Here is a 26,595-nt window from a genome sequence, read left to right on the forward strand (position 1 = left end):
TCGACGCCACGGAGAGGCCGTGGCTCAGTTTGAAGGAGCTCGAGATGTTCAGCACCAAGAAGAAGGTCACCGCAGCCCTCACCCTCACGCTGGCGAGCGCATTCGTGCTCTCCGCATGTTCGATGGGCAGCACCACCACGGACGAATCGTCGGCGCCGACGGCCCCCGAGACCTCGGAGTCCACGCCCGAGACGATGGACCCGGCTGCCAACCTGGTCGGCCCCGGATGCGCGGCATACGCCGAGGCAGTGCCGGACGGCGCAGGTTCGGTTGCCGGCATGGCCGCTGACCCCGTCGCGGTCGCCGCATCCAACAACCCGCTGCTGAAGACGCTCACCGCGGCGGTCAGCGGTCAGCTCAACCCCGACGTCGACCTCGTCGACACGCTCAACGGCAGCGAGTTCACCGTGTTCGCACCGGTCGACGATGCCTTCGCCAAGATCGACCCCGCCACCATCGACGCGCTCAAGACCGACAGCGCCACGCTGAGCTCGATCCTGACGTACCACGTGGTCCCCGGTCAGATCGCACCGGACGACATCGTGGGCACGCACGCGACCGTGCAGGGTGCTGACCTCGAGGTCACCGGCAGCGGAGACGAGCTGATGGTCAACGACGCCAACGTCATCTGCGGTGGAGTCCAGACCGCCAACGCGACCGTGTACCTGATCGACACGGTTCTGATGCCGCCGGCCAACTGATCCGGGCTGCCGGGAAGGGACCCCGGCGGGCTCGCCGGGAAGGGACCCCGGCACCTCGACCTCTCGCAGGCGGGGAGGCCCGCGAGAAGGCGAGAAGGGGCGTCGGTGATGCTGTTCACCGGCGCCCCTTCTGTGCGCCCTAGACTAGAAGGCGCGGGCCTCTAGCTCAGTTGGCAGAGCATCGGACTTTTAATCCGCGGGTCGTGGGTTCGAGCCCCACGGGGCCCACCGCATACCGCGCACCGATCGGCGGTCCCCGGAGCGCGCTCCGGGTCACGCGTGAGGATCTCGCGCTTTATCACCCTCGTCGCGCGCTGGCCACCCCCTTCACGGAGTGCGGCTCTCGCGGGAGAGTCTGAGCATCCACTCTCCCCTCCTGAAAGGACGACGATCATGGCGACTCTCACCGGAAACCGCGTGGCATTCCTGGCGACCGACGGCTTCGAGGACAGCGAGCTGACGAGCCCGTGGGAGGCGGTGACCGCCGCGGGCGCGAGCGCGACGCTGATCGCACCGGCGGCGGGGAGCATCACGGGCAAGAACGGGCACGAGCAGACGGTCGACCTCATCTCCGGCGACACGAGCGCCGACGAGTTCGAGGCGCTCGTACTCCCGGGCGGCGTCGTGAACGCCGACCATCTGCGCCTCGACGAGGCATCCGTCGCCCTGGCGAAGGAGTTCTTCGCTCAGCACAAGCCCGTCGGAGTCATCTGCCACGGAGCCTGGATCCTCATCGAGGCCGGCGTCGTCGACGGACGTACGCTCACCAGCTACCCCAGCCTGAAGACCGACCTGCGCAACGCCGGCGCGACCTGGGTCGACGAGGAGGTCGTCGTCGACGCGGGGCTCGTCTCGAGCCGTACCCCCGACGATCTGCCCGCATTCAACGCGAAGGTCGTCGAGGAGATCGGCGAGGGCAAGCACGCGGGACAATCCGCCTGACCAACTCGTCTCCGGTCGCACGGATGGCCCCCTCGGCTGAGGCGGGGCCAATCTGCGACCGGATGCGGGGGGCTCAGGCTCCGCGCGCCCGATGACGCCGCACCGCCGCGCGATTCGCGCAGCGCACCGAACAGAAGCGTTGGCGGCCGTTCCGCGTCACATCGGCCACCACGTTCGTGCACGGAGACGCCTCGCAGCGGCCCAGCCGGCTCATCCCCCGCGTCACCAGATGCAGCGAGGTGCCCAGGTTGATGATCGCCCGCAGCACGAAGGGCAGCGACTGCACGTCATCGCGGTAGTGCAGGTGCCAGCCTTCGCCGTCGTGGTTCGTGAGTCTCGGGTACGCGGCCGCTTCGGCGAGCTGTGCGTTGAGCAGCGCCGCGCGCGCGTCGTGGTCGGGCTCGTCGACGATCGCGAGCCAGTCATCGATGACCGCACGGATCCGCGCGTGATCATCCGGAGCCGGCGGGAAGGTCATCGTCATGCCCATATCGAGGGTGCGCTGCTCGATCGCCGCGCGATCCTCCGGCCAGTCGTTGGCGAGGGATGCCGCCAGCAGCACGGCGTATTCGCCGTAAGGGTTGAGATGCATAAGGCCATTACATCACGCTGGATGCATGACCTCGTCGCACACCCTCCCGATCCCCCGCCTCCCCTCGCCGACGGCGACGCACGAGCACGCCTGGCTCGTGGAGTCGCGTCACCGCACCAGCGAGGGATGCCTGCTCTACGTGCGCTGCGCCGACTGCGGCAGCCGTCGACTGGACGTACAGGCGCATCCCCAGCAGCCTCCCACCGCCCTCAGCCGCACGATCGGCGAGAAGCCCGGCGCCTAGGCCCTAGGCGGTCAGCTCGGCGAGCGTGCGTACCGTCCTCAGATTCCGCGCCGTCCCGGCCACTCCGAGCGCCCGGTCGAGCACGGCCTTGGTGAGCTTGGTCGAGTGCACCCCGCCTTCGCCGTAGTTGATCCAGAGATCCTCGCCCACGAGCGCGATCTCCTCTCGCGGCGCCAGCCGCTCGCGCAGCGCATCCACCGCACCGTCCGCAGGCGGCCCTTCGAGGAACATCGCGTGCAGCAGCTTCTCGACCGGCTCTGCGAAGGGATGAGCAGCGAGGGTCGCCACCAGCGCCCGGTGCGTACGGAGGATCACCGGGGTGTCCACCCCGAACTCCGCAGCGATCAGCTTCCGAACCCGGTCGCAGGCCGCCACGGGGTCGTCAGGATGAGCGCAGATGATGTTCCCGCTCGCGATGTAGGTCGACACGTCCTCGACCGCACCATCCGTCGTCAACGCCTCACGCAACTCCGCCATCGGCACACGGTTGCGCCCGCTGACGTTCACGGCCCGCAGCAGCAGGACGCTGCGGGTCACGCCCGGGCGCTCTCGACCAGCTCCGCACCTGCATGCGCGAGCTCGGCTAGTGCCGCCGCGCTCGACTCGGCTCCGACACCTGCGATCAGATCTGTGAGGATCCGCACGCGCACACCGTGCGACACGGCATCCAACGCGGTCGCCCGCACGCAGTGATCCGTCGCGATGCCCACGACGTCGACATCCAGCGCACCGGAGGCCGTCAGCACGGCACCCACCGTCTCGTCCGCGTCGGTGACGCCCTCGAACATCGAGTAGGCGGGTCTTCCCTGCCCCTTGCGCACGTGATGGGTCACAGCACCGGTCTCGAGCAGCGGGTCGTACTCCGCTCCGTCGGTTCCCGCCACGCAGTGCGCAGGCCACGTGTCCACGAAATCCGCCGCGTCCGCGAAGTGCCCGCCGTTGTCGCCCTCCGGATCGTGCCAGTCACGGGAAGCGATGATCACGCCGTAGTCACCCGCGTGGGCGGAGAGGTACGCGGTGATCGCGGACGCCACGGCATCGCCGCCGGCAACAGCCAGCGCGCCACCCTCGGTGAAGTCGTTCTGGACATCGACGATGAGAAGTGCTCTGCTCATGATCTGAGCGTACGCCGCCGGAACGGGAAAGGCCCCGTGATGTTCTTCGCATCACGGGGCCTGTCGGAGCCGCTTGTCAGAATCGAACTGACGACCTTTTCATTACGAGTGAAATGCTCTGCCGACTGAGCTAAAGCGGCGTGCGACGGACGAACCGGCGCGATCACCGATATTACCCTGTCTCGCCCCCGCTCGCGAATCGAGGCAGACTCACTCGCAGCGCAGCCCGTCTTCGGGCACCACGTCATCGAGCAGGAACGCCTCGACGGCGTCGTCGACGCAGACGTTGCCCTTGTTGTAACCGGTGTGCCCTTCGCCGACGCGCGTGATGAGCACGCCTTCCTCGAGCTGGTCCGCGAGCGACTCCGACCACTCGTACGGGGTCGCCGGATCGTTCGTGGTGCCGACGACCAGAATCGGCCCTGCGCCCTCGGCTGCGATCTTGCCGCGCGTGCCGGTGGGCGGGTACGGCCACACCTCGCATGAGTCCGGGCCATCCCAGTACGGGGCGATGGTGGGTGCGCCCGCGGCGATCTTCGCCCTGGTCGCGGCTTCGGCATCGGGATCGTCCTCGACCGGATAGTCCATGCAGTTGTACGCGCGGAACGCCTCGGAGGAGTTGTCGATGTACGTTCCGCCTTCTCGGCTGTTGTAGAAGTCGGCGAGCAGGAACATCGTGGCCGGGTCGCCCTGCAACGCCTCGTCCAGCCCCTGGGTGAGGTAGCTCCAGCTGTCCTGCGAGTAGAGCGCTGCGATGATTCCGGTCATCATCGAGTCCGCACCCATCCGACGCCCGTCACCGTTCGCAAGCGGAGTGCGGTCGGCGCTCGCGAGCAGCGCGCCGAGGTCGGCCATGGCCTGGTCGACCGTGCCGTTGAACGGACATTCGCCCGAATCGAGGCAGTCCTGCATGTAAGCCCGCAGCGCCGATTCGAAGCCGAGGGCCTGGGTCGCGCCGACCTCGAGACCGGGCACGGACGGGTCGATCGCGCCGTCGAGCACCAGGCGACCGGCCTTCTCCGGGTACAGCTGCGCGTAGGTCGCCCCGAGGAACGTGCCGTACGAGTAGCCCAGGTAGTTGAGCTGCGTGTCGCCCAGCACGGCGCGGATGAGGTCCATGTCGCGTGCGGCGTTGATCGTGGTGATGAACGGCAGGATGCCGTCGCTGTTGGCTTCGCAGGCCTCTGCGAACGCCTTGTGCTTGTCGAGCAGTTCGGCTTCCCACTCCGCCGTCCCCCGTGCTGCGGTCGGGATGCCGTAGAGGTAGTCGTCCATCTCGGCCGCATCGAAGCAGGTCACCGCGGTGGAGGATCCGACGCCGCGCGGATCGAAGCCGATCACGTCGTAGTTCTCGATCAGATCGGCACCGACCGCATAGTCGAGGCTGTTGAGGATCAGGTCGACGCCGCTCGCGCCCGGCCCTCCCGGGTTGGTCAACAGCGAACCGATCGCCGTGCCCTCCGCCTGGTGGCGCACCACCGACAGCGTGATCTCGCCTGCGCCCGGGTTCTCCCAGTCGAGCGGCGCCGTGACATCCGTGCAGTCGAAGCCCGTGCCGCACGCGGTCCAGCTCAGCGTCTGCGAGTAGTACGGCAGTAGATCCGCTGCGACGCCATCGGTGTCGGGGGCGTTGGTCGCCGAGGGTTTCGGATCCGTCTGCTCGGGGATCATCGAGTACAGACACCCGGAGAGAGCGACGGATGCCGCGGCGAGCCCGGCGATGATCGCAGCGGCGCGGCGGAAGCGGGAAGTCGGTCTGTTGTTCACGGTGTCCTCCCGCTCGCGATGGTCACGAGCAAGCTCTCCAGGGCCAGCAGCGGGGCGACGTTGCGCTCCAGCGCCTGCCGCGTCTCGGCAAGGTGGTCAAGTACGACAAGAGTACGGGTCTCGGGCCAGGCCGCCGCGAGGGCGCTGAGCTCCGGCAAGAGCTCGCGGTTGATCAGCTCATCGCCCTGTCCGAACTGCAGCATCACGACGTCACGGAACATCGACTGCAGATCGGTGAGCACCCGGTCGATGCCGTCGCGCAGACTGCGAGTCGCGCGCTTCTTCTGGTCATCCTCGAGCGCAGAGAGCTGCGAGCGCAGCGCCGGCGGGACGGCCTGCCCTTCGGCGACACCGACCATGCGCAGCAAGGATGCGCGCTCCTGCGCATCCCGCTCCGCCGTGAGCGCCTTCGCGTCTTCGGTGGCTGCCTGGATGATGCGGCCGGCCACCTCGACGGCGTCGCCGACGCCGCGGACGCCGATCACGGAGCGCAGCGTCTCATCCCGGCGTCGACGCGCGCCCTCGTCGGTGGCGAGGCGCTGGGCCATGCCGATATGCCGCTGCGCGTGCCGGGCGGCCTGTTCCGCGACGGCCTCATCGACTCCGGTGCGCAGGGTGATCAGTCGGGAGACATCCGCCACATCGGGTTCACGCAGCCGCAGCGACCGCACGCGCGAGCGGATGGTGGGCAGCAGATCGGCCTCGCTCGGCGCGCACAGGATCCAGACCGTGTTCTCCGGCGGCTCCTCGAGAGCCTTCAGCAGCACGTTGGAGGTGCGCTCGACCATGCGATCGGCGTCTTCCACCACGATCACCCGGTAGCGACCGGCCGAGGGGGCGAAGTAGGAGCGTTCGACGAGCGCGCGGGCCTCGGCGATCGTGATGATGACCTTGTCGGTGCGCAGAGCCGTGACGTCGGGATGCGTGCCGGCGAGCACCTGGCGCATCGCCGCCTCATCGTCCGGTCGGTCCGCGATGAGCGCAGCGGCGAAGGCGTAGGCGAGGGTCGAGCGCCCGGAGCCGGGAGGGCCTGTGATCAACCACGCGTGCGACAACGCCGCGGGATCGGATGCCGCTCCGCGCAGCGTCTCGACGGCTGCGTCCTGTCCCCAGACATCGCCCCAGGGAAAAGGGAGCGCGGCGGTGTGGGGCATGCACTCAGCCTAGACGGGAGCACCGACGCTCGTGGCGCGCGCCGTGGTCACGTGCAGAAGCCGGACTCAGCGTGGCGCGAGCAACGCCACGACCCTGGCCCGCACCAGCGCCGCGATCTCCTCCGTGGATGCCGCAGCATCGAGCACCAGGAAGCGCTCGGGCTCTGCGGCCGCGAGCGCGAGATAGGCGTCACGGACGCGTCCGTGGAACTCCGCCTTCTCCGCCTCCAGGCGGTCGAACGGCTTGTCGGCCGAGTCCAGACGTGTACGGGCCGTCGCCGGGTCCAGGTCGAGGAGGACCGTGAGGTCGGGCAGCGCGCCCTCTGCGGCCCACAGCGACAGGTCGCGGATCTCGGTGGCGTCGAGCACGCGCCCGGCCCCCTGATACGCGACGGAGGAGTCGAGGTAGCGGTCCTGCAGCACGACGTCGCCTCGCGCGAGCGCCGGGCGGACGACAGTCGCGACGTGATGCGCGCGGTCGGCCGCGTACAGGAGGGCCTCAGCGCGCGGGGCGATGTCGCCGCGGTGGTGCAGCACGATGTCGCGGATCAGCTGACCGACCTCGGACCCGCCCGGTTCGCGCGTGCGGACGACCGTGTGCCCCTCATCGATCAGCCAGTCGGCCAACAGGTTCGACTGCGTGGTCTTTCCCGAGCCGTCTCCGCCTTCGAGAGTGATCCACGCACCGTGACCTGAGGTCACGAGTCCGCCTTCGCGCCCGCAGCCTCGGCTTCACGCTTGGCCGCATTCGCCGCCCGCGTCGCCGCTGCCTTCTTCGCCGCCGCAGATCGTGCAGCCGACTTCGCCGCGTCGGCCGGAGCCTTCGCCTTCGTGGCCGTCGTCTTCTTCGCAGGAGCCTTCTTCGCCGGGGCTTTCTTCGCAGGGGCCTTCTTCGCCGGGGCCTTCTTCGCCGCGCCGCGCTTGGGCGCGGGGCCCTTGGCGCGCTTGTCGGCGAGCATCTGCACGGCGATCTCGAACGTGATGTCCTCGACCTTCTGGCCGCGCGGAATGGTCACGTTCGTCTCACTGTCGGTGACGTAGGCACCGAAGCGACCGTCGCGGATCCGGATCAGCTTGCCGCTGACCGGATCAGCGTCGAACTCCGCGAGCGCGCTCGACGCCCGGCGTGCGCCATACTTCGGCTGCGCGTAGATCTCGAGCGCCTGTTCCAGGGTCACGTCGAAGATCTGCGACTCGCTCTCGAGTGAGCGCGAGTCGGCGCCCTTCTTCAGGTACGGACCGAAGCGGCCGTTCTGCGCGGTGATCTCCTCACCCGACTCGGGGTCGGTGCCGACGACACGAGGCAGGCTCAACAGCTGCAGGGCGGTCTCGAGCTCGAGAGTGTCGACCGACATGGATCGGAACAGGGACGCGGTGCGGGGCTTGGGCGCCGTCTCCTTCTTCGCGCCGCGCTTGGGCTTGGGCGCCTCGACGACCTCTCCCGTGCTCTCATCGACAGCGGCGTCTTCGGACACCGGGTCGTTCTCCTGCACGTAGGGGCCGAACCGACCGTCCTTCACGACGACGATCTTGCCGTTCTCGGGGTTCTCCCCCAGCACACGGTCGCCGGCGACCGGGGCGTCGATGAGCTCCTGCGCCTTCTCCGCGGTGAGCTCATCGGGAGCGAGGTCTTCGGGGACGTTGACGATGCGCGGCTTGGCCTCGGGGTTCTCGGGGTCCGAGACCTCGAGGTACGGCCCGTACTTGCCGAAGCGGAGAGTCGCTGTGTCGGTGATGGGCGTCGAGTTGAGAGCACGCGCATCGATCTCGCCGAGGTTGTCGACCACCTGGCGCAGACCGACGTGCGAGTCCGAACCGAAGTAGAAGGACTTCAGCCATTCGACGCGGTTCTGCTCACCGCGGGCGATGGTGTCGAGGTCGTCTTCCAGCGCGGCCGTGAAGTCGTAGTCCACGAGGTCGGCGAAGTGCTCCTCGAGCAGACGCACCACGCTGAACGCGAGCCACGTCGGCACGAGCGCCTGTCCGCGTTTGACGGCGTACCCGCGGTCGAGGATCGTCTCGGGGATCGAGGCGAACGTCGAGGGACGTCCGATGCCCTTCTCCTCGAGCACCTTCACGAGCGAGGCCTCGGTGTAACGCGGCTTCGGGGTCGTGCGGTGTCCCTTGGCCTCGGCCTCCTTGACGGAGAGCTCGTCGCCCACGGCGACGGCGGGAAGCGACTGGTTCTCGGCGGCATCGGCGTCGCCGCGCTTCTCGTCGCGGCCCTCTTCGTAGGCCTCGAGGAACCCCTTGAACGTGTAGACGGTGCCTGAGGCCGTGAACTCGGCCTTCCGGCCCGCTGCATCCACGGCGATCGTGACCGTGGTGGTCTCGTACTTCGCGTCGGACATCTGGCTGGCGACCGTACGCTTCCAGATGAGGTCGTACAGACGCTGCTCATCGCGGTCCAGCTCGGACGCCAGCGACGCGGGAGTGCGGAAGTTGTCGCCCGACGGGCGGATCGCCTCGTGGGCCTCCTGCGCGTTCTTGCTCTTCGACTTGTACACGCGCGGCTTGAGCGGCACGGCGCTGTCACCGTAGAGAGCCACGGCCTGACTCCGTGCCGCCTGCACCGCCTGGGTGCTCAGCGACGTCGAGTCGGTACGCATATAGGTGATGTAGCCCTTTTCGTACAGGCGCTGGGCGACGCCCATGGCCTGCTTGGCCCCCATCGAGAGCTTGCGACCGGCCTCCTGCTGCATCGTCGAGGTCGTGAACGGCGCGTAGGGACTGCGCGTTCCCGGCTTCGCCTCGACCTTGGTGACCGTGCCGGCACCCACCGCGTCCACCGCCCGGGCGAGCGCGGTGGCCTGAGCCTCGTCGAGGATGACGACGGCCTTCTTGAGCTTTCCGCTGTCGTCGAAGTCCGTACCGCGGGCGAGCTGACCGCCGTCGACACGGACGAGGCGGATCTTGAACGAGGTGCCGGTCGCCGCGGCCGCGGCATCGACGTCCCAGTACTCGGCGGACGTGAAGGCCATGCGCTCGCGCTCGCGGTCGACGATCAGGCGGGTCGCGGCGGACTGCACGCGTCCGGCCGAGATGCCGGTCTTGACCTTGTACCAGAGGACCGGCGAGACGTCCCAGCCGTAGAGACGGTCGAGGATGCGGCGGGTCTCCTGGGCATCGACCAGATCGTGATCGAGCTCGCGGGTGTTGCCGACGGCCGCCTGGATCGCGTCCTTGGTGATCTCGTGGAAGACCATGCGCTTGACCGGGACCTTCGGCTTCAGCGTCTCCAGCAGGTGCCAGGCGATCGCCTCGCCTTCGCGGTCCTCATCAGTGGCGAGCAGGAGCTCGTCGGCGGTCTTGAGCGCACGCTTGAGTTCGGCGACGGTCTTCGTCTTGCGGTCGGACACGACGTAGTACGGGTCGAAGCCGTTGTCGATGTCGATCGAGTACTTCCCGTATGCCTGCTTGTCGGCAGCCGGAATGTCCTTCTTGTCGGCGAGGTCGCGGATGTGGCCGACCGAGCTGAGCACCTCGTAGCCGTCGCCGAGGTATCCCTGAATAGACCGCATCTTCGTCGGGGACTCGACGATGACGAGCTTCTTGCCTTCAGCCAAGGGTGCGTCCTTTCTTCGAAGCACACCATACACACCACTGTGCGGGGTTGTTCACAGTCAGCGCCTGCTTGTTCGCGGGATCGGTGCTTCGCGCAGCCGTCAGTTCACCTCGGGTGGCCCAGCGCGGGCTCGGGAGACGGCAACGAGTCCAGCGTACGCCGCCTGTACCTCCACGATCGCCACGAAGTCCGTGATCGTGCACCGCGTCACCGTCGCACCGGCAGCCGATGCGACTCGCGCGGCGACCGCGCAGGGCTCTTCCACGACCGGCACCGCACCGCTCGCGGCGTCTGCGGCGGCGAGCGCCGCGGCGTCGGCCGCACCGGCTGCGCGTTGAGCGGTGACGGCGGCTCCCCCGACGACGGCGAGGCCGAGGGTGAGAGCCGCGACCGCCCCGAGCAGACCGGCCGCGACGGCCGACCCCGCCATCAGCCGCCCCCGTCGAGCGCGCAGCTCCTGGCGGTCAGCGGCAGCTGGATCACCCCGCCGATCTCGGCGTACGCACTCGTCGTGGCGCAGACCAGCGCGTCACCGCGCGACGATGACAGCCGCGCGCCCGACACTGCGCCGCTGACGACCCGCGCTGCCGCGTCGTCCTCTTCACCGCGACCGAGCATTCGCGCGGCGTCGGCTGCCGCATCCTGCAGGGCGACCTGTCTCGCCGCCGCCCCCAGAGCTCCGACGCCGAGCGCGAGCGTGAGCACCACGACGGGAAGGGCGACGGCGAGTTCGGCGGCCACGGATCCGCGTTCCTTCTCTTCTCGCGGATGCACAGTGCGCCGCTGTCGCCGCGCGCGGCGCAGCGCCCTGGTCACGACACGGTGAGCGCTCGGCGGACGAGATCGGTGAGGATTCCTCTCACCTCGTCCGAGCGCATGATGACGACCAGCAGACCGGCGAAGGCCACGGCGGCCATCGTCGTGATGGCATATTCGGCCGTCGCCGCGCCGGTGTCATCACCGAACAGCTCGGCCGCACGCCGGCGATCCAATCGGGGAAGAACGGTCATGGTGTTCCTTCTTTCTCTGGGGATGCGTGTGCATCGGGTGGTGGTTCACAGGGGAAGCGGTGTCGAACCGAGGACGCTGAGCAACAGCGGAGCGACGCCGAGCAGGAGGAAGGCGGGCAGCGTGCACGTGCCGAGCGGGAGGAGCAGCCGGGTCGACAGACGTGCGGCGCGCAACCGCCCGTGCACCCGGCACGCATGACGCTCCTGTGCGGCCGATGCGCGCAGAAGCTCCGCGGCCGGGACGCCCGCGGCCCTCGAGAGATCGAGGACTGATCGGATCCGGTTCTCCGAATCGTCCCCGGAGACCGAGCTCGCCGCGACCAGGCGGAGGGCGCGATCGATCGATGCTCCACCGGAGACCGCGATGGCCACGAGCTCGGCACTCATACCCGGGATCCCCGGGCGCGGTGATGCGCGCCTGAGCAGCCGACGAGTCCACAGTCGCGCGACGCCGACCAGGCAGAGACCCATGGCGACGCACATCGTGGCCATCGGGTTGCGTACGACGATGCCGACCGTGTCGAACCCGAGGGCGAATCCGAGGAGGAGACCGGCCAGCGGCATCCACAGCAGCAGTCTCGCCGTCCCCGCGGGCTCGGCGAGAGCGATGCGCACGTCGTCGGCGGCTGATGCCGCATCCCTCACGGTCTCCGCGATCATGCGCAGCACCTCGGCGAGCGGCGCACCGACGGTGGTGGCGATCTCCCAGGCCGCAGCGAGATCGACCCACGCGCCGCCTTCGGCTTCGATCGCCGCGAGCAACGGCATGCCCGCATCGAGGCGCGCGGCCACGGAACGCGCGTGCACGTCACCCGTGTCGGCGAGGTGCCGCCATGCCGCGACAGGAGCCGCACCGGCCTGGAGGAGGACGGCGAGAGTCTGCACAGAGGTCGCCGCGTCGACAGCCGTCGCGCCGTCCCCCGACGCCGTGGAGGCTCGCCGGATGCTGATCACCACGGCCGCACCTCCTCGATCGCCAGACGGTCGCCCTTCATCTCGAAGACGCCCGCCTGAGCGATCCGCCGCACGCCGTCGGGCGTCCGCGCGAGGTGCAGCACGATCGTGAACGCGCTGACGACCTGACGGGCGAGCGCCGTGGCATCCATCCCCGCGAGCGCTCCGAGTGCCTCGAGCCGCGCCGGCACGTCACGCAGGCCGCTCGCGTGGAGCGTGCCGGCTCCCCCGTCATGACCGGTGTTGAGAGCGCTGAGGAGTTCGCGTACCTCTTCTCCTCGGCATTCGCCCACGACCAGTCGATCCGGCCGCATCCGCAACGACTCCCGCACGAGCCGAGCGAGGCTGATCTCCCCCGCGCCCTCGAGATTCGCCTGTCTCGCCTCGAGCGCCACGTGGTGCGGGTGCCGAGGACGGAGTTCCGCGACGTCTTCGATCGTCACGATGCGTTCTCGCGGCGGCGCCTCCGAGAGCAGCGCGGAGAGCAGCGTCGTCTTGCCTGTGCCCGTGCCTCCGGTGATGAGGATGTTGGCTCTGCTGTCGACCAGCCCGTGCAGCCATCGCTGCTGACGCTGATCGACCGTCCCCCTTGCGGCGAGCGCTTCGAGGTCGGCGGCGTGCACGCGCGGGATCCGTATCGACAACGCCGTGCCGGCTGTGGCGATGGGCGCCAGCACCGCGTGCACTCGGATGCCGGAGGCGAGGCGCACATCGACGCAGGCGGCCTGGTCGTCGAGGTGCCGCCCGCCGAGCCCGACGAGGGCCACCGCGAGGTCACGCACCTCACGCTCCGAAGCGCTCCACCCGACGATCTGCTCCGCCCCGTGCCCCTTGTCGACGAAGAGGCCCCGTGCTCCGTTGACGAAGATGTCGGTGACGGTGTCGTCGGCGCAGTACTCGGCGAGCGATCCGAACGCCTCGTCCACCTGGAGCTCCGGTGCGGACGAGAGCGGGTCCGCGGCGGATGCGGGACCCCAGAGACGGGGCTGGATGACGAAGGAATCGGCCATGCCCCGACGCTAGGAGCCGGCACCCGCTCCGCGATGCCGAGATCGCGCGGCGTGTGCAGAACTCCGTGGGACGGTGCCCGGTGCAGAACCGTTCGCGGCCTCGGCCGTCTGCCGAGAAGCGTTCGGAGCGGAGACGGAGAAGGGCGGCATCTCACGGGGGGAATGAGATGCCGCCCACGGCGCTCCACGATCGGGGGAATCGGGGCACGCCAAGGCCGGAATGAGTATTCGGCTGTCGTCGAGTGTACGCAAGGCGACGGTCCTGACAAAACCCGCGGTACTACCTACTTTCGGCAGTATGCGATGTCGGGGGGCGGGACTAGATTCGCCCTGACTTGATCGTGCCCCCTCACGACCATGCCCTGACGCAAAGGAGCGCCTGCTGATGAGCAGCCAGATCGACCATCTTCTCGACGAGACGCGAAAGTTCCCGCCGTCCGAGGAGTTCGTGGCCCAGTCCATCTCCTCTCCGGAGCTGTACGAACGCGCCGCCGCCGACCGCGAAGCCTTCTGGGGAGAGCAGTCACGCGAGCTGCTGCATTGGCACAAGCCGTTCAGCCGGGTGCTGGACTGGTCTGCACCGCCTTTCGCGAAGTGGTTCGACGACGGCGAGCTGAATGTCGCCTACAACTGCCTCGACCGCCACGTCGAGGCGGGCAACGGCGACCGCGTGGCTCTGCACTGGGAGGGCGAGCCCGGCGACTCCCGCACGATCACGTACGCCGAGCTGACCGACGAGGTCAAGCGCGTCGCGAATGTGCTCACCGACCTCGGCATCGGCCACGGAGACCGCGTCGCGATCTACCTGCCGATGATCCCCGAGGCCATCGCCTCGATGCTCGCGGTGGCGCGTCTCGGTGCCATCCACTCCGTGGTCTTCGGCGGGTTCAGCGCAGACAGCCTGCGCGCCCGCATCGACGACGCCGGCGCCAAGGTCGTCATCACGGCGGACGGCGGCTATCGCAAGGGTCGCGTCTCGGCCCTGAAGCCCGCCGTCGACCAGGCTCTCGGTGATCGTGGAGACGGCGAGCAGCAGACCGTCGAGCACGTGCTGGTCGTGCAGCGCGGCGGCAACGAGGTCGACTGGGTCGACGGTCGCGACGTGTGGTGGCATGAGGCCGTCCCCGCCGCATCCGCCGAGCACGTCGCCGAGGCGTTCCCCTCCGAGAACCCGCTGTACATCCTGTACACCTCGGGCACGACGGGAAAGCCCAAGGGCATCCTGCACACCTCCGGCGGATACCTCACTCAGGCCGCGTACTCGCACAAGTACGTGTTCGATCTGCACCCCGAGACCGACGTCTTCTGGTGCACCGCCGACATCGGCTGGGTGACGGGACACTCGTACGTGGCGTACGGCCCTCTCGCGAACGGCGCGACGCAGGTGCTCTACGAAGGCACGCCGGACGCGCCGCACCCGGGTCGCTGGTGGGAGATCATCGAGAAGTACAAGGTCTCGATCTTCTACACGGCGCCGACCGCCATCCGCTCGTTCATGAAGATCGGCCGCGCGGTGCCGCAGAAGTTCGACCTGTCATCGCTGCGCCTGCTCGGATCGGTGGGCGAGCCCATCAATCCCGAGGCGTGGATGTGGTACCGCGAGGTGATCGGCGGGAACAAGGCCCCGATCGTGGACACCTGGTGGCAGACCGAGACCGGCGCCATCATGGTCTCCGCCCTCCCCGGCGTGACCGCGACCAAGCCGGGGTCCGCGCAGGTGCCGCTGCCCGGCATCTCGATCGACGTGGTCGACGAGCAGGGGGTCGAGGTCGGCAACGGCAACGGCGGACTCCTCGTGATCACCGAACCCTGGCCGAGCATGCTGCGCGGCATCTGGGGCGACCCCGAGCGCTACAAGGAGACGTACTGGGAGAAGTTCGAGGACCAGGGGTACTACTTCGCCGGCGACGGGGCGCGTCTCGACGAGGACGGCGACCTGTGGCTGCTCGGACGCGTGGACGACGTCATGAACGTCTCTGGTCACCGCCTGTCCACGGCCGAGATCGAGTCGTCGCTGGTCGCGCACGAGGCCACGGCGGAGGCCGCGGTGGTCGGCGCCTCCGATGAGACCACGGGCCAGGCGGTGGTCGCCTTCGTGATCATCAAGGAGAGCTACCTCGCCGCGCACGATCCGGCGGGCCTCGCCCAGCAGCTCCGGCTCTGGGTCGGCGAGCAGATCGGAGCGATCGCTCGCCCCCGCGACGTCTACATCGTCGGCGAGCTGCCCAAGACGCGCTCGGGAAAGATCATGCGCCGCCTGCTGCGCGATGTGGCGGAAGGTCGCGAGGTCGGCGATACCACCACACTCGCCGACACGGCCGTGATGAGCATCATCTCCGCCCAGGTGAAGTAGATCGCACACGCGAACGGCCCCTTCCGGATCCGGACGGGGCCGTTCGCCGTCAGGCGAGGATGCCGTCAGGCCAGGATGCCGTCAGGCCAGGATGCCGTCAGGCCAGGATGAAGACGACGTCGACCTCGACCGGGCTGTCCAGCGGGAGAACCGCGACGCCGACCGCCGCGCGAGCGTGACGACCGGAATCGCCGAAGATCTCGCCGAGCACTTCGCTGGCGCCGTTGATGACTCCCGGCTGACCGGAGAACGTCGGCTCCGAGGCCACGAAGCCCCCGAGGCGCAGCACACCCGCGATGCGGTCGACGCCGCCGACCACATCCGCCGCGGCCGCGAGGGCGTTCAGCGCGCACGTGCGGGCGTAAGCCTTCGCGTCATCCGCGGAGACGTCCGCGCCGACCTTGCCGGTCGCAGGCAGAGCGCCGTCGACGAACGGCAGCTGCCCCGACGTGTAGACCAGGCCGCCGTGGCTGACCGCCGGCACATAGGCCGCGACGGGAGCCGCCACGGCAGGGAGCTCGATGCCGAGCTCGGCGAGACGGGCACTGACGGTCATGCCGCACCGCCTTCGAACTGGCGAGCGGCTTCGGCAGCGGCAGCGAGACCCGAGTTGTTCGAGCCGTCCTGCGTGACCGGACGCTTGAAGTAGGCGACGAGGCCGCCCTCAGGCCCCTGGACGACCTGCACGAGCTCCCAGCCCTGCTTGCCCCAGTTGTTGAGGATGGCCGCCGTGTTGTGGATCAGCAGCGGCGTGGTGACGTACTCCCACGTGGTCATGGCACTCCTATCGATTCGGCGTCACCGCACCGAATCGGGCGTGCGCTCGTCAAAGCCGGTATTCAGGGAACTCCCCTACGATCAGCGTATGCCTCAAAAGAATCGCACGGTGAACGGCGTGCTCGGCGGCCTCCTCGGGGTCGTCGGTCTGAGCGCCGTCGCCGGTCTCCTCGTCACCGCCAGCGTCACGCCCGTCCTCGCGATGACGGGCGTCGCCGGAACCCAGGCGCTGACGTTGTTCGAGAAGCTCCCGGAGAAGCTGAACCCGATCACGCCGATGGAGCAGTCGACGATCTACGCGACAGGGCCCGACGGCAACGAGGTCGTGCTGGCCTCGTTCTATGAGCAGAACCGCGTCCCCGTGACCTACGAGCAGATCGCGCCGGTGCTGTACGACGCGATCCTCTCCAGCGAGGACAAGAACTTCTACAGCCACGGTGGTGTGAACCTCGGCGCCACGGTGAGCGCCGTGATCGACAACCTCAAGGGCACCTCGTCCCGCGGCGCGTCGACGATCAGCCAGCAGTTCGTCAAGAACGTGCTGATCCAGGAATGCGAGCAGGACGTCGACACGAGCTCCGAGACCTACTCCGAAGACCTCCAGGCGTGCTGGGAGAATGCCACCCAGGCGAAGGGCACCGACGGCATCGAGCGCAAGCTCCAGGAGATGCGTTACGCGATCCAGATCGAGAAGGACTACTCGAAGAACGACATCCTTCTCGGCTACCTCAACATCGCGAACTTCGGCGGCACCGTCTATGGCATCGAGGCCGCAGCGCGTTACTACTTCACCACCTCCGCCTCGAAACTCACGGTCGCCCAGGCTGCGACCCTCGCGGGGATCGTGCAGAACCCGAACACGTACCGCATCGACAAGGTCGGTGGCACCTACACGGACAAGGCCGGCGTCGCGCACAACAGCGCCGAGGACGGCTATGCCGACACCAAGGACCGTCGACACTACGTGCTGGGCCGTATGCTCGCGAACGGCAAGATCACCCAGGCGCAGTACGACGAGGCCGATGCCTCACCCATCGAACCCCTGATCCAGCAGCCGACACAGGGGTGCGCGGCAGCCGGTCACAGCGCCTACTTCTGCCAGTACGCGAAGTCGATCGTCGAGAACGACGAGGCCTTCGGAACGACGCCCCAGGAACGTCGCGACCTGCTCCGCCGCGGCGGACTGAAGATCTACACGTCGCTGGATCTGCGCATCCAGCAGCCCGCCGCGCAGGCCATGGTCGAGATCGTCCCGTCGAACTTCGACAATGACAACTTCGGAGCCGCCGGTGTCTCGATCGAGGTCGGCACGGGGCGCATCCTCTCGATCACCCAGAACACGAACTTCACGGAGACACCCACCGAGGACCTCGGACAGACGTCTCTGGTGTTCGCCGGAGACATGAAGAACGGCGATTCCGGCGGGTTCCAGGTGGGCTCCACCTACAAGCTCTTCACCCTCATCGACTGGCTCGAGAAGGGGCACTCGGTCAACGAGGTGCTCAACGGCCGGGTTCAGACGAACATGAAGTTCACCGCAGCAGCCTGCGGCGGCGGCACGATGGTCGCCAACACCAAGGAGATCGGAAACTTCGGCGGCGGCCAGGGATCCACCGACTCGGTGATGAACTTCACGAGGAACTCGCTCAACAGCGGGTACTTCGCGATGGCCTCCAAGCTCGACATCTGCGAGATCAACAAGGTCGCCGACCGCATGGGCGTGACTCTCGCTGACGGAACCAAGACGACGGACGAGAACGTGCCGTACGACGTGCTCGGCCCGAAGAACATCTCGCCGATCGCGATGGCGAACGCCTACGCGACCGTCGCCAGCGGCGGCACCTACTGCACCCCGCGCGCGATCGATCGCGTCGTCGGCCCCGACGGTACGGAGCGTCAGCTGCCCAAGACGAGCTGCACCCCCGGCGTCATCTCGCCAGAGGTCGCCGCCACTGCGGCCTATGCGCTGCAGGGCGTCATGAACGGCGGCACCGGGCGCACGGCGAACCCGTATGACGGAGTTCCCGTCATCGGAAAGACGGGTACCCACGACCGGTGGTCGACCATGATGATCGAATCGAGCACCGAGGTCGCCACGGCCGTCTGGGCGGGCCGCTCGAAGGGGCACTCGAACATCTTCAACGTGTGGGCCAACGGCTACCGGCTCAACGAGATGCGCTATCCGCTCGCGAAGGCGGCTCAGGCCGCCGCGAACGCGGCCTATGGCGGAACCGCCTTCCCGCAGCCCGACAACAACCTGACCCGTCGAGTGCTCACGAACGTTCCGGACGTCGTGGGAAAGACGATCGATGAGGCGACCGCGGAGCTGCAGGCCGCAGGTTTCTCCGTCTCGGTCGGAGCACCGGCAGATAGCGACAAGGCGACCAACATCGTCGTGGCGCAGGATCCGTCCGGCCAGACGGCAGGCGGCGGCACCGTCACGATCACGCCCAGCAACGGCCAAGGGACGACGGTGCCCGATGTCGCCGGGAAGGAACCGTCGGACGCCCAGAAGCAGCTGCTGGGGGCGGGCTTCACGTCCGTCGACTTCGGCGGATCCTGCGCCGCTCCTGACGCGAAGGTGAAGGCGACGGAGCCGGCCGGAGGGTCGGCAGCGAACAAGTCCACCAAGATCTCGGTGTCGTGCTGACGTCGACCAGGTCGCCCGCTCATCCGGCCCTCATCGCGCTCGGCGCGGTGGGGGCCGCGGGCGTCGCCGCGGCCGTCTGGGGCATCGGCATCGAACGCTACCTGTTCACGGTGCGTGAGGTGACCGCGCCCGCCCTCGCGCCCGGATCATCACCGCTCCGGGTGCTGCACATCTCGGACGCGCATATGGCGCCCTGGCAGCACCGCAAGCAGGACTGGCTGGCGTCGCTCGCGCAACTCGAGCCCGACCTGATCGTGAACACCGGCGACAACCTCGGGCATACGGATGGTCTCATCGGGGTCCGCCGCGCGTTCGAGCCATTCGCCGGAATCCCCGGGGTGTTCGTCCACGGTTCGAACGACATCAACGGACCTGCCCCGCGCAACCCGCTGCGATACTTCTCCGGCCCCTCGCGTCGTCACCGGTCGCCCAGCTTTCTGGACACGGATGCCATGGATGACTTCTTCACCGCCGAGCTGGGCTGGACAGACCTCAACAACGCCGCCGGTCGCCTCTCCGTCGCCGGCCAGACGATCGACCTGTTCGGCGTGAGCGATGCGCACCGCAACTGGGACGAGCTCGAGGTCCTTCCCCACGCACTCGCCGAGCTCGGCCCCCGAGAGGCGGGCACCTCCGTCCTCGGCGTCACCCACGCGCCGTACCAGCGCGTGCTCAACGCGTTCACGGATCTGGGTGCGGACGCGATCTTCGGCGGGCACACGCATGGCGGCCAGGTCTGCATCCCCGGTTTCGGCGCGATCGTTGCGAACTGCGACATCCCGTTGAAGCAGGCCAAAGGACTGAGCACCTGGTCGCACGATGGGCGCACCGTCCCGTTGAACGTCAGCGCGGGATGCGGACACTCCATCTACGCCCCCGTGCGCTTCGCGTGCCGCCCCGAGGCGACGCTCCTGACGCTGACCGCCCGCCCCTGATCCTGGCCTCGATTCGGCGCCAGGGACATTTCCCTGTAGACTCGGAGGGTTGCAAACGGGGTGTGGCGCAGCTTGGTAGCGCGCTTCGTTCGGGACGAAGAGGTCGCAGGTTCAAATCCTGTCACCCCGACCAGTAACACCGGAAGGCCGCCCCACAGGGGCGGCCTTCTCTGTACCGGGACGGCCGACGAAAGGGAAAGCATGGGCCCGTTGCTCTCCTCCCGTCGGCGCGTACGCGTCTGGGCTCTGGCCCTCGGCATCCCGTTCTTCGTCGGCCTGGCGATCCTGACCCTGACCCCGGCGCGCATCGAACGATCGATGCCCAACCTTCTCGACCTGGTGCTCGAGGGTGCGCACCGACTCGGCTGGGCGTCGCTCGACTTCACCAGCCTCGAGATCATCGCGAACGTGCTCGTGTTCGTCCCCGTCGGCGTCTTCGCCTTCCTCTTCATGCCCCGTCGGATCTGGCCGCTCGCGCTGCTCGTGGGACCGGCGATCTCCGGCGTGATCGAGGTGGCCCAGCGTGTGGCCCTCCCTCACCGCACCGCGACCCTGAGCGATCTCGTCGCGAACTCGGCTGGCGCGACCGTCGGGGTGCTTCTCGCCTTCGTCTGCGCTCTGGTGTTCGCACCACGACCGTCATCACAGGGTGCCGCACAGCATCCGTCTCCTACGCTGGAAGCATCATGACCACGCCTGCTCTCGTCGCCTTCGACCTCGATGACACTCTCGCTCCCTCGAAGGGCGCGATCGATCCGCGGATCGCGAGCCTGTTGCGCGCGCTGCTGCGCTCCGTCGAGGTCGCCATCATCTCCGGCGGCAACGAGACGCAGTTCCGCACCCAGGTGATCGCCCAGCTGGGTGACGCCGATGCCGCCGATCTCGCACGACTGCACCTGCTGCCCACCTGCGGCACCCGCTACCTCCGCCACGACGGCGTCGAGTTCGCGCCGGTGTACGCCCACGACCTCAGCGACGAGCAGAAGGCGGCCGCGCTGACCGCGTTGCGCGAAGAGGCGGAGCGCCTGGGCCTGTGGGAATCCGAGCCCTGGGGCGAGATCCTCGAGGACCGCGGCTCGCAGATCACCTTCTCCGCGCTCGGACAGCGCGCACCCCGCGATGCGAAGCACGACTGGGACCCCAGCGGCGCCAAGCGCGCCTCCCTGCGAGACGCCGTCGCCGCCCGCCTGCCCGGCCTCGAGGTCCGCTCCGGCGGGTCGACCTCGATCGACATCACCCAGGAGGGGATCGACAAGGCGTTCGGCATGCGTGAGCTCGCCGAACGCACCGGGATCCCGCTGACCTCGATGCTGTTCTACGGCGACCGGTTGGACGAGGGCGGCAACGACTACCCGGTTCTCGCGATGGGGGTGCCCTCCGTCGCCGTCGAGGGCTGGGAAGACACCGCCGACAAGCTCGACGCGCTGCTGAAGACGCTCTGAGTCGCCGCCCCACCGCCTACGGGCCCTAGCATGGCGTCATGGATGCCCTGCTGATCGTCATCATCGTCGCCGCGGTCGCCAGTCTCGGATGCTGGGTGCTGTCGCTGATCACCCGCGACACGTCATGGGTGGACCGTGCGTGGTCGATCGTCCCGGTGGTCTACGTGTGGATCTTCGTCGGTGGAGCATTCGCGAACGGGGACGGCTCGGCCCGGGTGGTGCTGATGGGCCTCCTCGCCACCGCCTGGGGCGCGCGCCTGACGTTCAATTTCGCGCGCAAGGGAGGCTACTCCGGCGTGGAGGACTACCGCTGGGCCATCCTGCGGGGTCGCATGCGCCCGTGGCAGTTCCAGATCTTCAACGTGCTCTTCATCATCGGCTACCAGATGACGCTGCTCGTGCTGATCACGCTCCCCGCCGCCGTCGCCGCGCAGCATCCGTCCGGCCTGACCGCGTGGGATGTCGTGTTCGCGCTCGCGTTCCTGGCGTTCCTCACGGGAGAGACCGTCGCCGACCAGCAGCAGTGGAACTTCCATCAGCGCAAGAAGCGCGCCGGCGGGACGCTCTCCCCCGGTTTCGCGACCGCCGGTCTGTTCCGCGTCAGCCGCCACCCCAACTTCTTCTTCGAACAGGCGCAGTGGTGGGCCTTCTACGCGATCGGGGCGACCGCGGCCGTGTCGACGGGCAGCGGGGTGATCGGTGGGGCTCTGAACCCGAGCATCGTGGGCGCGGTGCTGTTGACCGGGCTGTTCATCGGTTCGACGATCTTCACCGAGTCGATCACGGCGTCGAAGTACCCCGCCTATGCCGACTACCGGCGCACCACGTCGATGCTCATCCCATGGCCTCCACGCACCCGCGCGGCCGCTCCCCAGTCCTGAGACCGGTCGAAGCGGCCGCACAGGCGGCGCGCGAGGGGATCAGCGGGCGTTCACCTCGGTCGCGGCACGCGAGACCGGCACCAGACGCGTGAGCTGCGTCACGTGCGAGGGCTCGAGCTCGGCGAGCGATGCCACGCCGAGCAGTCGCATGGTGCGCTCGATCTCGGTGCGCAGGATCGCGATGGTGCGATCCACGCCCTGTCGTCCGCCCGCCATCAGACCGTAGAGGTACGCGCGGCCGATGAGCGTGAAGTCGGCTCCGAGCGCGACGGCCGCCACGATGTCGGCACCGTTCATGATGCCGGTGTCGATCATCACCGTGAAGTCGTCTCCGACGGCCTGTCGCACCTCGGGCAGCAGGTGGAAGGGGATCGGCGCACGATCCAGCTGACGCCCGCCGTGGTTCGACAGCACGATGCCGTCGACACCGGCGTCGCGCAGTCGGACGGAGTCCTCGACGTTCTGCACGCCCTTGATGATGAGCTTCCCTGGCCAGATGTCGCGGATCACGGCGAGGTCGTCGTAGCTGATGGTCGGGTCCATCGCCGCATCCAGCAGCTCGCCGACCGTGCCGCCGGTGGTGCTGAGTGAGGCGAACTCGAGCTTCGGCGTGGTGAGGAAGTCGAACCACCACCACGGGCGCGGGATCGCGTTGATGATCGTCCCCAGCGTCAGCTGCGGCGGGATGCTGAAGCCGTTGCGCTTGTCGCGCAGACGGGCGCCGGCGACCGGGGTGTCGACCGTGAACTGCAGCGTGTCGAATCCGGCGGCCGCGGCACGACGCGTGAGCTCGTACGAGATCTCACGGTCGCGCATGACGTACAGCTGGAACCAGTTCCTCCCGGTGGGGTTGGCCGCCTTGACGCCCTCGATCGAGGTGGTGCCGAGGGTGGAGAGCGTGAACGGGATGCCGGCGGCGGCAGCGGCTCCGGCACCCGCGACCTCGCCCTCGGTCTGCATCAGCCGCGTGAAGCCGGTGGGCGCGATGCCGAACGGCAGTGCCGAGGGACCGCCGAGGATGTCGACGCGGGTGTCGACATCCGGGGCCGGGCGGAGGATGCCGGGGTGGAACTCGACGTCCTGGAACGCCTGGCGGGCGCGCGTCAGCGAGAGCTCGCCCTCGGCCGCGCCATCCGTGTAGTCGAACGCGGCCTTGGGTGTGCGGCGCTTCGCGATCGTGCGGAGGTCGTCGATCGTGAGTGCACCGTCCAGACGGCGCGTGCGTCCGTTCAGCTCCGGCTTCTTGAACTTCATCAGCTCGAGGAGTTCTGCAGGATTGGGAACCTGGCGCTGGACCATGGTGTTCCTCTCAGTCGTGGTTCTCGGTAGCGGGTCCCCCCGAGACGGACTCGGGGGCGTTCGGGTGGATCAGGGTGATGGCGGCAGCAGTCGCGAGCCGAGGGCGTTCTCGTAGTAGCCGGTGATGTGACTGTGCACGAGGGCGCGCGCGGTGTCGGCCTCGCCCGCATCGATGGCAGCGACGAGCGCGTGATGCTCGGCACGCAGACGAGAGGCCATTGCGACCCAGTCGGGGATCGAGGCCGCCCCTTCCTGCACGTATGACTCGATCGAGGAGCGCAGCCCCGCCATCATCGCCGCGATCACCGCGTTTCCGCTCGACTCCGCGAGCGAGAGATGCAGTTGCGCGTCGAGCGCGAGGAACTCCCCCGGCGTCAGGTCGGTCTCGTCCATCGCCGACAGCAACTGGTGCGCCCGCGTCGTGTCGCGACCGTCGGCGGCGGCGAGTGCGGCGACCACGGCATCCTCCAGCACCAGTCGGGTCTCGACCACATCGTGCAGCGGGAAGCCCTGTGCGGCCACCTGCAGTCGCAGGAGCGCCGACATGCCCCCGGTGGGCGTCGCGATCACGATCGCCCCGGCCTGCGGTCCTGAGCCGGTCGCGGTGCGGATCAGTCCCATGACCTCGAGCACACGGAAGGCCTCACGGACACTCGAGCGGCCGACGCCGAGCTCGGTGGCGAGATCGCGCTCCGAGGCGAGGCGGTCACCGGGACCGAGACGGCCGTCGAGGAGGTCGCTCTCGATGCGCTCGAGAACGAGTCGCCATGCGCGCGCTGGTTGCTCCGACATCCGTCCTCCTGTGGTCAGACCACAGAGTATCGCGTGTGGTCAGACCACGCAAACGGGACGAGCGTCGCTCCACCGCGGACGCAGCTCAGGAAGAACATGAGGAAAACGGCGCGTGCGCGTCGCTCCGCCGTGTGCGGCCGAACGTCTTCCTGAGTTGTGCACGTGCGCGCGACGACACCGGCCAGCCGTATGAGCTGCCGGAGAGGGCCGGGGCCGCGGGCAGGGGTTCAGCCCAGGCGTCCGCCGGACTCCTCGAGATAGCAGGAGCCGCAGAGCGACTCGTACGTGGTGAGCTCCGGAGCCGAGGAGCCGTCGGCACCCTCGTCGATCGCGACCTGATCGCCGTCGAAGACGAACCTCCCGCCGATCACGCGCCCGTTGAAGACCGCCTTGCGTCCGCAGCGGCAGATGGTCTTGAGCTCCTCCAGGGAGTGCGCGATCGCGAGCAGACGGGCGGACCCGGGGAAGGCGTGGGTGCGGAAGTCGTTGCGGATGCCGTAGGCCATCACCGGGATGCCGTCCTCGACCGCGATCCGGAACAGGTCGTCGACCTGCTCGGGGGTGAGGAACTGCGCCTCGTCCACGAGCAGACAGGCCACGTCGACGGGACCGCTGGGCAGGAGCTCTTCCTCCACAGCGCGTCCCGCCCGCTCGCGATTGCGCGCGAACAGGCTGCGGGCGTCGTCATCCGGCGCGATCAGGAAGTCCACAGCGCGAGTCACACCGAGGCGGCTCGCGATCTCGCCAGCGCCCTTGGTGTCGATCGCCGGCTTCGCGAGCAGAACGTGCTGACCGCGCTCCTCGTAGTTGTAGGCGGCCTGGAGCAATGCGGTGGACTTGCCCGAGTTCATCGCTCCGTAGCGGAAGTAGAGCTTGGCCACGGTCTCTCAGACGTTGATGCCGAGGGTCGCGGCGGTGGCCACCGTCGACTCCTCCGCGCGCGCGGCGTCCGTGTTCAGCTGCTCGCCGAACGTGGGGATCAGCGCCCGCAGCTCCGGCTCCCAGCCCGGGAACTCCTCCGGGAAGCAGGACTTGAGCAGGCTCAGCATGATCGGGACCGCCGTGGACGCCCCGGGCGAAGCGCCGAGGAGGCCGGCGATCGATCCGTCGGACGAGGAGACGACCTCGGTGCCGAACTGCAGCACTCCCCCCTTCTGGGGATCCTTCTTCATCACCTGCGCACGCTGACCGGCGTCGATGAGCGTCCAGTCCTCATCCTTCGCCGTCGGCATGAAGGTGCGCAGGCTGTCGACCTTCTTCGCGTGGTTCTTCAGCAGCTCGCCGATCAGATACGTGATCAGGTCGGGGTTCTTCACAGCCACCTGCAGCATCGGCAGCAGGTTGTGTGCGCGGACCTGGGAGACGATGTCGAGCATCGAACCGTTCTTCAGGAACTTCGGGCTGAACGTCGCGAACGGACCGAACATGAGCGAGGCCTCGCCGTCGACCACACGCGTATCGAGGTGCGGCACCGACATGGGCGGTGCGCCGACGGAGGCCTGCGAGTAGACCTTCGCCTTGTGCTGGGCGACGATCTGCGGGTTGGTGGTCTTGAGGAACTGACCACCGATCGGGAAGACGCCGTAGCCCTTGATCTCGGGGATTCCGGAGTTCTGCAGCAGCTTGAGAGCCCAGCCGCCGGCGCCGACGAAGACGAAGCGCGCCTTGATCTCGTTGGGCGTGTGGCCGATACGGTTGCGGTACTTGACGAGCCAGGTGCCGTCCTTCTGCTTCTTCAGACTGCGCACCTCGTGGTTCGTGCGCAGCGTGACACCCGATGCAGTGAGGTGGTCGAAGAGCTGATGCGTGAGCGCACCGAAGTCGACATCGGTACCAGCCGGCACGCGCGTCGCGGCGAAGGGCTCACCCTTGCGACGCTGCTGCATGAGGAGCGGTGCCCACTTGTTGATGACGCGGGAGTCCTCGCTGTACTCGATGCCGGCGAACAGCGGCTGCTTCTTGAGCACCTCGTAGCGGGCCTTGAGGTACGCGACATCCTTCTCGCCGCGCACGAACGTCATGTGCGGCGTCGCGTTGATGAACGTCGAGGGCGCGTCGAGCACGCCCCGGTCGACGAGAGACGACCAGAACTGACGGCTCTGCTGGAACTGCTCGTTGATCGACACGGCCTTGGCGGGGTCGAGCGGACCGTCGCCCTGCGGCATGTAGTTCAGCTCACACAGTGCGGCATGGCCCGTGCCCGCGTTGTTCCAGGGGTTGGAGCTCTCCTGAGCCACCTCGGAGAGTCGCTCGAAGGCGACGATCTTCCACTCCGGCTGCAATTCATGCAGCAGAGTACCCAGGGTGGCGCTCATGATGCCACCACCGATCAGGACGACATCGACGGTTTCGGTCACCACACCAGTCTAGTTCGGAGGCACAGTGCCCCGAACCATCCGCGGGTTTCGTGAT

At 68.3% G+C, this 26,595-nt stretch carries 27 protein-coding genes and 3 tRNA genes; 11 read left to right on the forward strand and 19 right to left on the reverse strand.

The annotated features are described in order from the left end of the window. The first annotated feature begins 44 nt into the window (after positions 1-44). From ACIOVG_RS16370 to ACIOVG_RS16380, 3 genes are all read left to right on the forward strand, one after another. Positions 45-701, forward strand: a complete 657-nt coding sequence (locus ACIOVG_RS16370) for a fasciclin domain-containing protein (protein WP_400875766.1) — start codon at positions 45-47, stop codon at positions 699-701. 155 nt (positions 702-856) lie between these two features. Beyond that, a tRNA-Lys gene (locus tag ACIOVG_RS16375) sits at positions 857-929 on the forward strand. A gap of 165 nt (positions 930-1,094) precedes the next feature. Beyond that, entirely contained in the window at positions 1,095-1,643 is a 549-nt protein-coding gene (locus ACIOVG_RS16380; RefSeq protein WP_400875769.1) for a type 1 glutamine amidotransferase domain-containing protein, read from the forward strand. A 73-nt stretch (positions 1,644-1,716) separates the two neighbouring features. Here ACIOVG_RS16380 and ACIOVG_RS16385 read toward each other — a convergent pair whose 3' ends face one another. Continuing rightward, positions 1,717-2,235 carry a CGNR zinc finger domain-containing protein gene (locus tag ACIOVG_RS16385; protein ID WP_400875772.1) on the reverse strand — a complete coding sequence of 173 codons (519 nt, stop codon included), beginning with the start codon at positions 2,233-2,235 and terminating at the stop codon, positions 1,717-1,719. Positions 2,236-2,260: 25 nt separating this feature from the next. Here ACIOVG_RS16385 and ACIOVG_RS16390 point away from each other — a divergent pair, with 25 nt between their 5' ends. Continuing rightward, positions 2,261-2,479: a hypothetical protein gene (locus ACIOVG_RS16390; RefSeq protein WP_400875775.1), complete on the forward strand. Its 219-nt coding sequence runs from the start codon at positions 2,261-2,263 to the stop codon at positions 2,477-2,479. 3 nt (positions 2,480-2,482) lie between these two features. Here ACIOVG_RS16390 and ACIOVG_RS16395 read toward each other — a convergent pair whose 3' ends face one another. The 12 genes from ACIOVG_RS16395 to ACIOVG_RS16450 all read right to left on the reverse strand — a co-directional run bounded on the left by ACIOVG_RS16395 (position 2,483) and on the right by ACIOVG_RS16450 (position 13,054). Then, a complete protein-coding gene (locus tag ACIOVG_RS16395; protein ID WP_400875778.1) occupies positions 2,483-3,016 on the reverse strand; it encodes a DUF1697 domain-containing protein in 534 nt (177 codons plus the stop codon). After that, positions 3,013-3,594 (reverse strand): isochorismatase family protein, encoded by a 582-nt coding sequence (locus ACIOVG_RS16400; RefSeq protein WP_400875781.1) that lies wholly within the window; start codon positions 3,592-3,594, stop codon positions 3,013-3,015. Before ACIOVG_RS16400 ends, ACIOVG_RS16395 begins: the two co-directional genes overlap by 4 nt. 67 nt (positions 3,595-3,661) lie before the next feature. Next, positions 3,662-3,734: transfer RNA gene (locus ACIOVG_RS16405), tRNA-Thr, on the reverse strand. 70 nt (positions 3,735-3,804) lie between these two features. After that, on the reverse strand, positions 3,805-5,361 hold the full coding sequence (locus tag ACIOVG_RS16410; protein ID WP_400875784.1) for an alpha/beta hydrolase: 1,557 nt from the start codon (positions 5,359-5,361) through the stop codon (positions 3,805-3,807). Continuing rightward, positions 5,358-6,515, reverse strand: a complete 1,158-nt coding sequence (locus tag ACIOVG_RS16415; RefSeq protein WP_400875787.1) for a DNA polymerase III subunit delta' — start codon at positions 6,513-6,515, stop codon at positions 5,358-5,360. Before ACIOVG_RS16415 ends, ACIOVG_RS16410 begins: the two co-directional genes overlap by 4 nt. Before the next feature lie 66 nt (positions 6,516-6,581). Continuing rightward, the gene (gene tmk, locus ACIOVG_RS16420; protein WP_400875790.1) at positions 6,582-7,217 is read right to left on the reverse strand and encodes a dTMP kinase; all 636 of its coding nucleotides are present in this window, start codon (positions 7,215-7,217) and stop codon (positions 6,582-6,584) included. After that, positions 7,214-10,081, reverse strand: a complete 2,868-nt coding sequence (gene topA, locus ACIOVG_RS16425) for a type I DNA topoisomerase (RefSeq protein WP_400875792.1) — start codon at positions 10,079-10,081, stop codon at positions 7,214-7,216. The genes tmk and topA overlap by 4 nt, the downstream gene beginning before the upstream one ends. 99 nt (positions 10,082-10,180) lie before the next feature. Beyond that, on the reverse strand, positions 10,181-10,510 hold the full coding sequence (locus ACIOVG_RS16430; RefSeq protein ID WP_400875794.1) for a helicase: 330 nt from the start codon (positions 10,508-10,510) through the stop codon (positions 10,181-10,183). Further along, on the reverse strand, positions 10,510-10,821 hold the full coding sequence (locus ACIOVG_RS16435) for a TadE family type IV pilus minor pilin (protein ID WP_400875796.1): 312 nt from the start codon (positions 10,819-10,821) through the stop codon (positions 10,510-10,512). Before ACIOVG_RS16435 ends, ACIOVG_RS16430 begins: the two co-directional genes overlap by 1 nt. Before the next feature lie 71 nt (positions 10,822-10,892). Then, positions 10,893-11,090 carry a DUF4244 domain-containing protein gene (locus tag ACIOVG_RS16440; protein ID WP_400875799.1) on the reverse strand — a complete coding sequence of 66 codons (198 nt, stop codon included), beginning with the start codon at positions 11,088-11,090 and terminating at the stop codon, positions 10,893-10,895. A gap of 45 nt (positions 11,091-11,135) precedes the next feature. Then, entirely contained in the window at positions 11,136-12,047 is a 912-nt protein-coding gene (locus ACIOVG_RS16445; RefSeq protein ID WP_400875802.1) for a type II secretion system F family protein, read from the reverse strand. Next, positions 12,041-13,054 carry a TadA family conjugal transfer-associated ATPase gene (locus ACIOVG_RS16450; RefSeq protein ID WP_400875804.1) on the reverse strand — a complete coding sequence of 338 codons (1,014 nt, stop codon included), beginning with the start codon at positions 13,052-13,054 and terminating at the stop codon, positions 12,041-12,043. The genes ACIOVG_RS16445 and ACIOVG_RS16450 overlap by 7 nt, the downstream gene beginning before the upstream one ends. 385 nt (positions 13,055-13,439) lie before the next feature. On the opposite strand from ACIOVG_RS16450, the gene acs reads away from it, so the two are divergent. Then, positions 13,440-15,407, forward strand: a complete 1,968-nt coding sequence (gene acs / locus ACIOVG_RS16455; protein WP_400875807.1) for an acetate--CoA ligase — start codon at positions 13,440-13,442, stop codon at positions 15,405-15,407. A 97-nt stretch (positions 15,408-15,504) separates the two neighbouring features. Here acs and ACIOVG_RS16460 read toward each other — a convergent pair whose 3' ends face one another. Both ACIOVG_RS16460 and ACIOVG_RS16465 read right to left on the reverse strand, forming a co-directional pair. Then, positions 15,505-15,963, reverse strand: a complete 459-nt coding sequence (locus tag ACIOVG_RS16460; RefSeq protein WP_400875810.1) for a RidA family protein — start codon at positions 15,961-15,963, stop codon at positions 15,505-15,507. Beyond that, positions 15,960-16,184, reverse strand: a complete 225-nt coding sequence (locus tag ACIOVG_RS16465) for a hypothetical protein (protein WP_141871058.1) — start codon at positions 16,182-16,184, stop codon at positions 15,960-15,962. Before ACIOVG_RS16465 ends, ACIOVG_RS16460 begins: the two co-directional genes overlap by 4 nt. A gap of 88 nt (positions 16,185-16,272) precedes the next feature. Between ACIOVG_RS16465 and ACIOVG_RS16470 the strand changes: the two genes are divergently transcribed. The 6 genes from ACIOVG_RS16470 to ACIOVG_RS16495 all read left to right on the forward strand — a co-directional run bounded on the left by ACIOVG_RS16470 (position 16,273) and on the right by ACIOVG_RS16495 (position 22,092). Next, on the forward strand, positions 16,273-18,834 hold the full coding sequence (locus ACIOVG_RS16470) for a transglycosylase domain-containing protein (protein ID WP_400875813.1): 2,562 nt from the start codon (positions 16,273-16,275) through the stop codon (positions 18,832-18,834). After that, positions 18,828-19,769, forward strand: a complete 942-nt coding sequence (locus ACIOVG_RS16475; RefSeq protein ID WP_400875815.1) for a metallophosphoesterase — start codon at positions 18,828-18,830, stop codon at positions 19,767-19,769. The genes ACIOVG_RS16470 and ACIOVG_RS16475 overlap by 7 nt, the downstream gene beginning before the upstream one ends. Before the next feature lie 56 nt (positions 19,770-19,825). Continuing rightward, positions 19,826-19,902, forward strand: a tRNA-Pro gene (locus ACIOVG_RS16480). 68 nt (positions 19,903-19,970) lie between these two features. Continuing rightward, entirely contained in the window at positions 19,971-20,459 is a 489-nt protein-coding gene (locus tag ACIOVG_RS16485; RefSeq protein WP_400875817.1) for a VanZ family protein, read from the forward strand. Further along, the gene (locus tag ACIOVG_RS16490; RefSeq protein ID WP_400875820.1) at positions 20,456-21,211 is read left to right on the forward strand and encodes an HAD-IIB family hydrolase; all 756 of its coding nucleotides are present in this window, start codon (positions 20,456-20,458) and stop codon (positions 21,209-21,211) included. Before ACIOVG_RS16485 ends, ACIOVG_RS16490 begins: the two co-directional genes overlap by 4 nt. 38 nt (positions 21,212-21,249) lie before the next feature. Further along, entirely contained in the window at positions 21,250-22,092 is an 843-nt protein-coding gene (locus ACIOVG_RS16495) for a DUF1295 domain-containing protein (protein ID WP_400875822.1), read from the forward strand. 39 nt (positions 22,093-22,131) lie between these two features. Here the strand turns inward: ACIOVG_RS16495 and ACIOVG_RS16500 are convergent, their stop codons facing one another. From ACIOVG_RS16500 to mqo, 4 genes are all read right to left on the reverse strand, one after another. Continuing rightward, entirely contained in the window at positions 22,132-23,391 is a 1,260-nt protein-coding gene (locus ACIOVG_RS16500; RefSeq protein WP_400875825.1) for an alpha-hydroxy-acid oxidizing protein, read from the reverse strand. A gap of 69 nt (positions 23,392-23,460) precedes the next feature. Next, the gene (locus tag ACIOVG_RS16505) at positions 23,461-24,183 is read right to left on the reverse strand and encodes a FadR/GntR family transcriptional regulator (protein ID WP_400875827.1); all 723 of its coding nucleotides are present in this window, start codon (positions 24,181-24,183) and stop codon (positions 23,461-23,463) included. Between the two features lie 227 nt (positions 24,184-24,410). Continuing rightward, positions 24,411-25,064, reverse strand: a complete 654-nt coding sequence (locus tag ACIOVG_RS16510) for a thymidine kinase (RefSeq protein ID WP_400875830.1) — start codon at positions 25,062-25,064, stop codon at positions 24,411-24,413. Between the two features lie 6 nt (positions 25,065-25,070). Continuing rightward, entirely contained in the window at positions 25,071-26,498 is a 1,428-nt protein-coding gene (gene mqo, locus ACIOVG_RS16515) for a malate dehydrogenase (quinone) (protein ID WP_400876432.1), read from the reverse strand. Between the last annotated feature and the right edge of the window lie 97 nt (positions 26,499-26,595).

Source organism: Microbacterium sp. NPDC087591 (assembly GCF_044743625.1).
In the GTDB taxonomy this organism is placed as follows: Bacteria; Actinomycetota; Actinomycetes; order Actinomycetales; family Microbacteriaceae; genus Microbacterium.